This is a genomic window from Pantoea anthophila (assembly GCF_006494375.1).
Lineage (GTDB): Bacteria > Pseudomonadota > Gammaproteobacteria > Enterobacterales > Enterobacteriaceae > Pantoea > Pantoea anthophila.
Genome location: NZ_VHIZ01000043.1, coordinates 1 through 10,045, shown reverse-complemented (window position 1 = coordinate 10,045; position 10,045 = coordinate 1). Strand labels below are relative to the sequence as shown.

The 10,045-nt window shown below is 63.4% G+C and carries 7 protein-coding genes and 1 pseudogene; all 8 read right to left on the bottom strand.

Annotation, left to right across the window (positions count from 1 at the left end; genetic code table 11):
- Positions 1-1,193, bottom strand: a 1,193-nt coding sequence (locus tag FJW00_RS11300; protein ID WP_140924127.1) for a type VI secretion system Vgr family protein, incomplete at its 3' end; no start/stop codon positions are given.
- A gap of 16 nt (positions 1,194-1,209) precedes the next feature.
- A complete protein-coding gene (locus tag FJW00_RS11295) occupies positions 1,210-2,712 on the bottom strand; it encodes a serine/threonine protein kinase (RefSeq protein WP_140924124.1) in 1,503 nt (500 codons plus the stop codon).
- A 27-nt stretch (positions 2,713-2,739) separates the two neighbouring features.
- Positions 2,740-5,349 (bottom strand): type VI secretion system ATPase TssH, encoded by a 2,610-nt coding sequence (gene tssH, locus FJW00_RS11290; protein ID WP_140924122.1) that lies wholly within the window; start codon positions 5,347-5,349, stop codon positions 2,740-2,742.
- A gap of 54 nt (positions 5,350-5,403) precedes the next feature.
- On the bottom strand, positions 5,404-6,450 hold the full coding sequence (gene tssG / locus FJW00_RS11285) for a type VI secretion system baseplate subunit TssG (RefSeq protein ID WP_140924120.1): 1,047 nt from the start codon (positions 6,448-6,450) through the stop codon (positions 5,404-5,406).
- Complete coding sequence (gene tssF / locus FJW00_RS11280) at positions 6,447-8,318, bottom strand: type VI secretion system baseplate subunit TssF (RefSeq protein WP_140924117.1); 1,872 nt, start codon at positions 8,316-8,318, stop codon at positions 6,447-6,449. The genes tssG and tssF overlap by 4 nt, the downstream gene beginning before the upstream one ends.
- Positions 8,319-8,320: 2 nt before the next feature.
- Complete coding sequence (gene tssE, locus FJW00_RS11275; RefSeq protein ID WP_009090738.1) at positions 8,321-8,896, bottom strand: type VI secretion system baseplate subunit TssE; 576 nt, start codon at positions 8,894-8,896, stop codon at positions 8,321-8,323.
- Positions 8,886-9,713: a type VI secretion system accessory protein TagJ gene (locus FJW00_RS11270; protein ID WP_140924115.1), complete on the bottom strand. Its 828-nt coding sequence runs from the start codon at positions 9,711-9,713 to the stop codon at positions 8,886-8,888. Before FJW00_RS11270 ends, tssE begins: the two co-directional genes overlap by 11 nt.
- Positions 9,714-9,729: 16 nt before the next feature.
- Positions 9,730-10,045 (bottom strand): annotated as a pseudogene (locus tag FJW00_RS11265) (hypothetical protein); the annotation flags it as partial.

Genomic DNA, 10,045 nt, shown 5'->3' with positions numbered 1-10,045 from the left:
CGGTCCCAGTGAAACTTCACCTTCACCCGCCCGTAGCGGTCCGTCCAGATGGACTCCCCCTTCGGCCCCACCACCTTCGCCGTCTGCGGGCCGTGCGTCTTCGGCCACGGCGTCTCCGGCGGCGTGCGCCACGTCACCGACGACGGCAGCACCGTGAAGTCAATGTTGTGGCGGCTCTCCCCGCCGTCGCCGCTGGCGTAGGGGTTCTCGGCGAAGTCATAGCTCGCCGAGGTCACCAGGTATTCGCCGTTGTCGCTGAAGTGCGGCGCGTTGAGGACCGAGAAGGTGTACCCCGGCGCGATGCCGGTGGCCGTGCCCGACCCGCTGACGCGGTGGTGCTCCGCCTGCCACACCTCCTGACGGATGCGCGCGTAGGACTCGCCGTGGCTGTGGTCCACAAAGTGACCCGGCCAGTCGTAGACGTCCACCGCGCCCGGCACCGGCGACGCCGGGTTCTGCCGCGCCTGCAGCATCCACGCGTTCGGCTTGCGGAAGTCGTAGTCGTCGGTGCTGTACATCCCCGGCGTCACGCTCTCCGACAGCGACCACTGGCTGATGCCCTCCTCCGTCACCACGCCGCCGGACGGCGTGACGTGATAGGCGATAGTCTCATAGCCCGGAAACGCCTGGTGCTGGTCCGGCGCGTCGCACAGCACCAGCGTGTGTTTGTCCGCCTCGTGGCGGAAGAAGTAGTACATCCCCTCCAGCTCCATCAGGCGGCTGATGAAGTCCAGGCTGCTCTCCTGATACTGCACGCAGTACTCCCACACCCGGTAGCTGCCCGCCAGCCGCGTCTCGACGCTCACCCCGTACTCCTTCAGCAGCGTCTGCACTATCTGCGGCACCGTCTGGCTCTGGAAGATGCGCAGGTTGCGGTCCCGCTTCATCGGCCACAGGTCCGGCTCCACCGTGAGTTCGTAGCACGCGTAGCGCGTGCCGTTCAGCTCCTGGCTGCGCACCGCCACCCGGGTGATTTTACCGTTGAGGTAGCGCGGGCTCAGCGCGCTCATCAGGCCGTCGGTGGGCAGCGTGAACGTCACCGGCTGGCCCAGCAGGGCGTGACGGTCGATGCGCGCGTCGGTGGAGAGCAGCTCGGCGGTGAGCACAAACGGGTGCGACAGCGCCTCGGTGCCCTTCAGCGTGTGGAACAGCAGGCCGTCCGCCGGCAGCTGTGCGGTAATGCGTGAGAACATAAGTAATCCCTGACTATTAACTGTGTGGATCAAGTAACCAGACGCCTTCTTCGCTGATGTTCAGCGTCTGCTGGCGGGTGCCGCTCTGGCCACTGATGGCAAAGGTGTAGTTGCCCGGTGCCAGCTGCAGCGTGGCAAAGCCATTGACCGCAGGCACCAGCGCCTGCGGCTGACCGTTCACCTGAACCCGTTCACCCTGCTGCAGCCGGATATAGACCTGAGCAACGGGTGCAGGTGGCGGGGCTGGTTGAGGATCGGGTTCACGTGCGGCGGTCTGCGCTGGCGCGGTTGTCTGAGCCGGGGTGCTGGCAACGCTATCCGGCGGGGTCTCAGCCTGCGTCGGTGGCGCAGCCACCGGCTGGTTAACCGGCGCGACGGTGACGGCAGGTGCGCTGTTTTGCGCGGTCTCCGCCGGGGCCGTCTGTTCATCACCACGCGACATCAGCAGACCGGCGCACAGCCCGACCAGCACGCCCGCGGCCACCAGGCCCGGCAGGGCAAAGCGGTGGCCCAGCAGCGTTTTCAGCCGCGAGTCGGGGCTGACCGCCTCCTCTTCTTCGATCGGCACCAGCATGGTGCCCGGCCCGCTCATTTTTGCGCTGAGCAGCGGCTCCGGTTCACGTTCCGGCAGCGCCATCAGCGCCGCAAAGTCATCAATGCTCTGCGGACGATCTTCCGGTTTCAGCGCCAGCGCACGATCGACAGCGCTGAGCAGCGCAGAGGAATACCCCGCCAGACGACGCTGCACCAGCGGCTGGTAGTTATCTTCGATACTGCGCACCACGCTCACCGGCGGCGGCGCGCCCGTGATCAGCGTATGCAGCACCGCGCCCAGCGCGTAGATATCGGTCCATGCGCCCTGCTCGCTCTCATCGTTGTCGCTGTACTGCTCAATCGGCGCATAACCGGGACGCAGCATCGTCTCGCTCTCATCGGAGAGGTTGCCGATGGTTTTACGCGCTGATCCGAAGTCCAGCAGGATCGGCTCACCGCTGCTCTGGATCTGGATGTTATCCAGCGAAATGTCACGGTGCAGATAGCCCGCTTCATGGATGGTTTTAATCGCCCCCAGCAGCGGTGGCAGCAGGCGGCGGATCCAGGCCTCATTCACCGACTGCGGCTGACGTTCACGGAAGGTCGAGAGCGTGGTGCCACTGTAGAACACCGTGCCCATATAGGCGGTGTCGTTCTGCACCCAGAACCGCAGCACGTGCAGCAGGTTGGGATGGTTAAAGCGAGCCAGCAGCCGCGCCTCCTGGATGAAACTGTTCAGCCCGGCGTGAAAGGTTTTGCTGAAACGCTCACTGCGCAGCACCAGGTTGAGATCATCGCTGCGCACCGCCAGCGAGGCGGGCATGAACTCTTTGATGGCGATATCGCGTTCCAGCTGGTGGTCCCAGGCACGATAGACGATGCCAAAGCCGCCACCGCCGATGACCTCTTTAATCTCAAACTCATTGAAGCGGTAACCCAGCGGCAGGGCGTTGGGGACATTCAGGGGTTGATCATGTTCCGACATATTCGAAAACTCTCTGATGACTAGGCTTTAAACAGCGAACTGGCAGACAAATTCGCCCTGCTCACAGCGCACCGCAACGCGGCGATAGCGTTCATCGCGGGCGTGGGCGCTGAGCAGTATCTGGCTCATCTGCGGTAACAGCGTGTTGGTGAGGATGGCGTCGACCATGCGTCCGCCCGACTCCACTTCGGTGCAGCGCTGCACGATCTGATTCACCACCGACTCGTCGATCTCCGCCTCAATGCCGTGATTGTCGGCGAGACGACGCACAATGCGCGCCAGCTGCAGCCGCACAATCTCCGCCAGCATGTCATCGCTGAGCGGGTAGTACGGCACCACCAGCAGACGCCCCAGCAGCGCAGGCGGGAACACTTCCAGCAGCGGTTTACGCAGGGCGGCGCTGAGGGCGTCGGGATCGGGCATCAGTTCCGGATCGGCACACATCGCGCTGATAAGCTGCGTGCCGACATTCGAGGTCAGAATGATGATGGTATTGCGGAAGTCGATGTGACGCCCTTCGCCATCCTCCATCCAGCCCTTGTCGAACACCTGGAAGAAGAGCTCATGCACATCGGGATGAGCTTTCTCAATCTCATCCAGTAGCACCACGCTGTAAGGGCGACGGCGCACTGCTTCGGTCAGCACGCCACCTTCGCCGTAACCCACATAGCCCGGCGGGGCCCCTTTCAGCGTCGAAACGGTGTGCGCCTCCTGAAACTCGCTCATATTGATGGTGATGATGTTCTGCTCGCCACCATACAGCGACTCGGCCAGCGCCAGCGCGGTCTCGGTTTTACCCACGCCCGACGGCCCGCACAGCATAAAGACGCCCGCCGGTTTGTTGGGGTTGTCGAGGCGGGCGCGCGTGGTGCGAACCCGCTTCGCGATCAGATCCAGACCGTGACGCTGGCCGATAACGCGCTGGTTCAGGGTGTCCGCCAGATTGAGTACGGCGTCGATCTCATTCTTCACCATCCGGCCCAGCGGAATGCCGGTCCAGTCAGAGACCACGGCGGCGACCACGCCCGAATCGACGGCAGCGAAGAGCAGCGGCGTGTCACCCTGCAGCGCCGTCAGCTGCTGCTGTGTGGCATCGCGCTGTTCACGCAGCGCCGCATCCTCTTCGGTGGCACAGCGGGCGCGCAGCGCAATCAGCGTCTCGACCAGTTCGCGCTCCTGCAGCCAGCGCTGTTGCAGCGCATCATGTTCCGCTTCCAGCGCCGCACGCTCTCCGGCAATCGCCTGCTGGCGGGTCACATCACCGAGGCCGACACGGATTTCACGTTCCACGATCTCCGCTTCAATCTCCAGCGCGGCCAGACGGTGCAGACAATCCTCCAGTGCCGCGGGCTGCGCCCCCTGACTGACCGCCACGCGGGCACAGGCCGTATCCAGTAGCGCCACGGCTTTATCGGGCAGCTGGCGCGCCGGGATGTAGCGATGCGAGAGCTTCACCGCCGCGCTGACCGCATCATCCAGCAGCAGCACCCGGTGATGCTTCTCCAGTGCGCTGACGGTGCTGCGCAGCATCAGAATCGCTCTGGCCTCATCCGGCTCCTGCACCTGCACGGTCTGGAAGCGTCGGGTCAGCGCCGGATCTTTTTCGATATACTTTTTATATTCCGCCCAGGTGGTCGCGCCGATGGTGCGCAGCTGGCCACGCGCCAGCGCCGGTTTCAGCAGGTTGGCGGCGTCGCCGGTGCCCTGCTGCCCCCCCGCGCCGACCAGGGTGTGGATCTCATCCACAAACAGCACAATCGGCGTCGGGCTGGACTGCACCTCGTTGATCAATGCCTGCAGGCGCGCCTCAAACTCCCCTTTCATCCCGGCACCGGCCTGCAGCAGACCGATATCCAGCAGCCAGAGCTGCACGTCGCGCAGCGGCGCAGGCACATCGCCCGCCGCGATACGCAGGGCAAGCCCCTCGACCACCGCCGTTTTGCCGACGCCCGCTTCGCCGGTCAGCAGCGGGTTGTTCTGGCGGCGACGCATCAGGATATCGACCATCTGGCGGATCTCGTCGTCACGCCCGGTCACCGGATCGATACTTCCCGCACGGGCGCGTGCCGTCAGATCCTGGCCATACTGCGCCAGCGTGCTGCCGCTGGCGGCTGGCGGTGTGCCTGCGGCATCCTGCGGTGCGCTCAGCGCCTGCTGCGCTTCTTTGCTGTTGCCGAGCAGCGTGTCGAACTCCGCCAGCAGGGCATCGGCGTTAATCCGGGCAAACTGACCGGAAATACCTTTCAGCACGCTGGCGAGGTTAAAGGTTTTGAGGATGCCGATGAGCAGATGACCGCCGCGAATGCGGGTTGCGCCATATTTCAGTGAGGCGTAAACCCACGCCCGCTCAACGGCGCTGTCGATATGCTCAGAGAGGTCGGAGACCGCACTGGCACCGCGCGGCAGGCGATCCAGCGCAGCGACGATGTCCTGAGTCAGGGCCTTTTCATCCAGTGAAAAATGTGTGATGACCTGCTGTAAGTCGCCATCCTGCTGCTGCATCAGCTGATGCAGCCAGTGCACCAGTTCAACATAGGGATTGCCGCGCAGTTTGCAAAAGGCGGTGGCGCTTTCCAGCGAGGTAAATAACAGCGTATCCAGTTTGCCGAACAGGACGGCACGGCTGATTTCTGACATAGGGGACTCTCTTCAATGAAAGACGCAGGCTGTGTAACAGGGAAAGCGGTTGGGCTAGCGCGAGGCAGCCTCAACCTCAAATATAAAATCTTCGCGATCCTGCGGCTGCGGCATCTGCCCCAGCCAGCTGGTGTAACCAAGCCGGGCACCGCCACCCAGTGCCACGCCCCCGACCTCGTCTGCGGCGAGGATCAGACTGAGATCCCACTGCATTTCGATGCCGAGGTAGTGACGTACCCAGTCGCGCACTTCGCGCGCGCCGGGGGCATCGGGCAGGAAATGGGCATACTGCGCGGCGCTGAGCGGCCCCAGGTGGAGGCGGAAACGGTGCTGCACGTCGCGTACCGCCACGCCGAGAAAAGCGGAGGCACCCAGCCGGGGCATATGGCGTCCCGCACCCAGCCGGGCCTGATCGCGGCTGTCCAGCGTAAGCCAGTGCGGCAGGTTCTGCGTCAGCCTGACCGGCACGCCGAAATAGTGCTGCAGAATGCGCACCAGCCCTTCGGCGTCGTGGCCGTGACGGCTGAGATGCCCCACCAGCATCAGCCGCGCATGCAGGCTGAGTGAGCTGGCCTGCTGCTGGGCCGGCAACCCGATGCCGGCAAGGCAGGCAAGATAGTTCAGAAAGCGACTGTCGTCGGGCCGATCCAGGGAGACCGTCGGCTGCGCATCCGCCCAGGCGCGATAGAACAGCAGCGTGGCGCGATGATGAAACAGGTCAGCAAATGCCGACAGGCTGTGATCCTGATGATGCACAATCCGTTCGTGCACATATTCGGTCAGGTGGGTCGGCAGCGGACCATTGGGGCCAAACAGACCAAAGCTGTAAATCGCGAGATCGTGGCGTCCCGTCTCCTCCCGCGGCGCGGCGCTGGCGACGGTAGCGGGAGCAAACGCCAGTGACGGCGTCTGCCCGATGCGCACTGCTTCAAACTTCGGCAGCGGCGCACGGCCCAGCGGATAACGCTGCCCGCCCTGCGCATCCAGCCGCCGCAGCAGCTGAAACAGATCGTAGCGCCAGGGCGCGGCCATCACCTTCTGCCAGAAATCGTCCGGCAGGCGGGTCAGTCGTGGCAGCGTAATGACTTTTTCGCCACTCATATCAGCGCCTTCCGGCCCATGCGCGGCGGCCAGTAGCCGACCTCGCCGCGCTGCTGGCTGTTGAGGGTGAACTCGGTGAAGCTGTTCAGCGCCACAAGGCGGCTGCAGACCCGCTCCAGTACGCTGCCGAGCAGCCACGGGCTGGCACCCGAAAACGCCTGCTCATCCACCTCCAGCGTGATACTGACACCGCGCGCAAACACCACCGGGCCTGGCTCCGGCACGCGGCGGTTAACGGCGCTGAGCGTGCAGTGGCGGATGCCGTCAATCTGGCGGGCAACCGGTGCTTCCGCCAGGTTGGCGTAGAGACTTAACAGCTGACGCAGCGCCGCCGCGCCCTCTCCATCGCTGCTGTCCATCAGGCTGAGGTAGTTCATCTGCAGATGGCTGATCAGCCGCCAGGCGGAAAGCCCCTCGGCCAGGGCCGGACGCGGCGGCGTCGGGCCTTTGCACAGTTTCAGCTCCGCCACCGGAATGGAGTCCGGCATGACGAAGTTGCCCTGATCCTGCTGCAGCATCAGCGGCAGATCGCGGCTGGTACACATCACTTCGGCGGAGAGATAGCGCATCTCATCGCGCCACGGCGCGTGATGCTCATCCACCAGCGAGAGAAAGAGCTCTGAACCGATGTAGCCGGTGCGGGTGCCATAGCGCTGCGCCTGTTCAGACAGGGTGCGCTGCTCGCGGCGCAGCGAGAAATAGGCGCCATAGTCGCCCTGATCGCCACTGAAGGTGCTCCAGAAGGGGCGGAAAACCTGCTCTTCACGCTTGCCCTCAATAGTGGCGAACAGGCGCTGCACCGAATGCACTTCATAATCCAGCGGCCGGATGTTATCCACCACCAGGTGATATTCGTGCTGACTGTCACTGACCTTCAGGCGCTCTGCCGTTTTCGGGAACAGGTTGATGACCGGGGTGCAGTGCAGCGCCAGGTGGCTGTGATCGACCACGCTCTCCAGCCCACTGTCTGCCTTGTCGAGCAGAATGATGATGTCGAATGCCTGGGCGCTGTCGCAGCGGCGCAGAAACGGCGCGAGCTGGTTCAGGCTGATAAACTGGAAGCGCGCCGGGAACGCGAAATATTCCTGCAACAGGCGATAGCCGTCGAAGTTGCGCAGATCGTCCGGCAGCAGCGCCTGCTCCGGCGCAAACCCTTCCTGCTGCAGGGCATCATCTGAAAGCACCTGACGCTGAGGGTGTTTCTCAACGGACTGCAGCACGATGCCCACCCGGTGCGCCATCAGCAGCTCAAGCAGTTTCAGGGCCTGAATATCCGGGCCGCTGAGAAACAGCATCAGGTCATCCACGTTCAGCTGACTCAGCGAGGAGATCCCCTCACAGCTGATGCGGATGCGCAGTGCACTGGCTGCCCCCAGGCCGCTGAGTTTCAGCTCCCCCGTGGGCAGATCGCCGGGCACCCCGCCAAGCGTGACTTCGCTGATGCGCAGCGGATGCAGCATCACATCCTGGGCGGTGGTATAGCTGCAGGTGACGCCGGTTTTTTTCAGGTTCTGGCTTTCCATCATGGTGCCACGCGGCACATGGAATCCCTGCGTGATGTCCCCTTTCCGGCTGTCCGGGGTCAGCTGGGCGATCGCCATCGACGGCGTCGGCGACAGATAGGAAGGCGCAATCATCTCCAGCAGACGCTGCGAGAAGCGCGGAAACTCCGCATCCATCTTCAGCTGCACGCGGGAGGTCAGAAAGGCGAATCCCTCCATCAGCCGTTCGACATAGGGGTCCGCCACGTCGATGCCGCGCATGCCCAGACGTCCCGCCACTTTGGGATAGCGCGCCGCAAACTCCGCCCCCATCTCACGCAGATAGGCCAGTTCGCGGTTGTAGTAGTCGAGCAGATTGCTGTCCATGATTACCCTGCATCCTGAAGTTCGAAATGGCCGCTCTCCAGATCAACCTGGGTGCGGAACAGAAACGCCAGCGGATAAGGCACACACCAGAGCCGCCCTTTGATTTCAATCGACAGCACGTTGTGCAGGCTGAGCGAACTGAGATCGCTCACGCAGCGCACCTGCAGGCCCTGCGGCAAAATGCGCGGTTCGAAGTGGAGAATGGCGTTGGTCATTTTGCGCTGGATATCCTGCCACTCGATATCGGAGACATTCTGTCCGGCCAGGGGTGCCACGCCGAAATTCCAGACCGAGCGCTGCACCTGATCAAAGCCGCTGAGATCCTGCTGCGCTTCGTTATTGATAGTATTAAACAGCCACTGCAGATCGCGCAGAACGTGGCGGCGCAGCGTGCTGTGCGTAATCAGCATGCTGTTCTCCGCCTCCTGCTGCTTCTCCGGCGCGTTGTCGGTGAGACGATCCAGCAGCGAGGATTGCAGTTTGTCGCGGGACGTTAACGCATCGCGCTTTTTGCGCGCACGAAAGCCGCCATGCAGCTGGGCATAGCCGTCATTCTGCCCGCCTGAATCATGACTCATCAGCACTCTCAACGTTATCAAACAGGACCTGCTGCAGACTCAGCAGCGAAAACTCTGCGCTGTCGGTGAGCCACATTTTCTGCCCCTGACCGATGAACTGATCCGGATCGTCACCCAGCGGCTGCCATTCGGTGGCACCGGCACGCAGAAAACGTTCTTCCGCCCCCGCCAGCAGCGGATAGCGCGCCGGGATCTGGCACACCTGCTCACTGCCATCAATCAGCTGCACCCGCGTATGACGCCACACCAGATCGGTGACGCTGGCGGGCGCCTGAAACTGCATTTCACGGATCGCCGCGAACGGGATCCAGTAGTAACGGCCCTGATTGATGACTTCACACACCGGCCCGAAGCGGCTGTCGCCATCCATCAGCCAGCTGAAGGCCGAAGGCTGATCCTGCTGAGTGGCGCTGCCGGGATTCGCGGCAGCGAGTTCGAGTGCTTCAGCACGCAGTGCAGAGCCGCGTGCGGCATCGCCCTCTGCCTCCGCCTGCAGTGCGGCCAGCAGCGTGTCGCACCAGTGCCAGGCACTGCCGGGCAGCACCGGCTGCGCCTCGCCACGCAGCACGGCGTCGCGCTGCAGCTCACCGGCAATCGCCTGCTGCAAAAGATTCACCGTCGGCTGCGCCTGCGGGCTTAACGCCAGCCAGGATTGCAGCTGGGTCTGCGCACGCGACCAGTTGCCTGCCAGGCAGAGCAGCTGCACAAACGCGGCCCGCAGGTCAGCGCTGGCCGGAGAGGCCTGGATCTGGCGGGTAACATCAGCCAGCGCTTCGCTCAGCGAGGCATTGGCCAGACGATGCTGTAAGGTTTCCATGCAAACTCCTTTTGCGTCAGTTGAGGGTGCGATAAACCGCAGCGGCCGGATCTTTCAGTTCAGGATGCAGCTTTTCCACCAGCTTCACGCTCAGCGCCGCATTGCCGCTGATCCACGGCGACCAGACTTTGCGCACCTCCTGCAGACGTGCCGCGACCGCGCTCTCATCCGCAGCTTCGCTGACCGGCATCTGTACGACGACCTGCGGGCTGGCCTGCCAGCCGTTAAACCGGTTGCTGAACGGCAGTATCAGCCAGCTGTCCGGTGATTTTTCGTTGCTCAGCACCATCCGCTCGCTGTTGACCGTAGTGATGTGCAGTTCGGTGGTCGCC

Bases quoted from the DNA above. Each gene is read 5' to 3' on its own strand.
- FJW00_RS11295 (WP_140924124.1), bottom strand. From the start codon at position 2,712: ATGTCGGAACATGATCAACCCCTGAATGTCCCCAACGCCCTGCCGCTG.
- tssH (WP_140924122.1), bottom strand. From the start codon at position 5,349: ATGTCAGAAATCAGCCGTGCCGTCCTGTTCGGCAAACTGGATACGCTG.
- tssG (WP_140924120.1), bottom strand. From the start codon at position 6,450: ATGAGTGGCGAAAAAGTCATTACGCTGCCACGACTGACCCGCCTGCCG.
- tssF (WP_140924117.1), bottom strand. From the start codon at position 8,318: ATGGACAGCAATCTGCTCGACTACTACAACCGCGAACTGGCCTATCTG.
- tssE (WP_009090738.1), bottom strand. From the start codon at position 8,896: ATGAGTCATGATTCAGGCGGGCAGAATGACGGCTATGCCCAGCTGCAT.
- FJW00_RS11270 (WP_140924115.1), bottom strand. From the start codon at position 9,713: ATGGAAACCTTACAGCATCGTCTGGCCAATGCCTCGCTGAGCGAAGCG.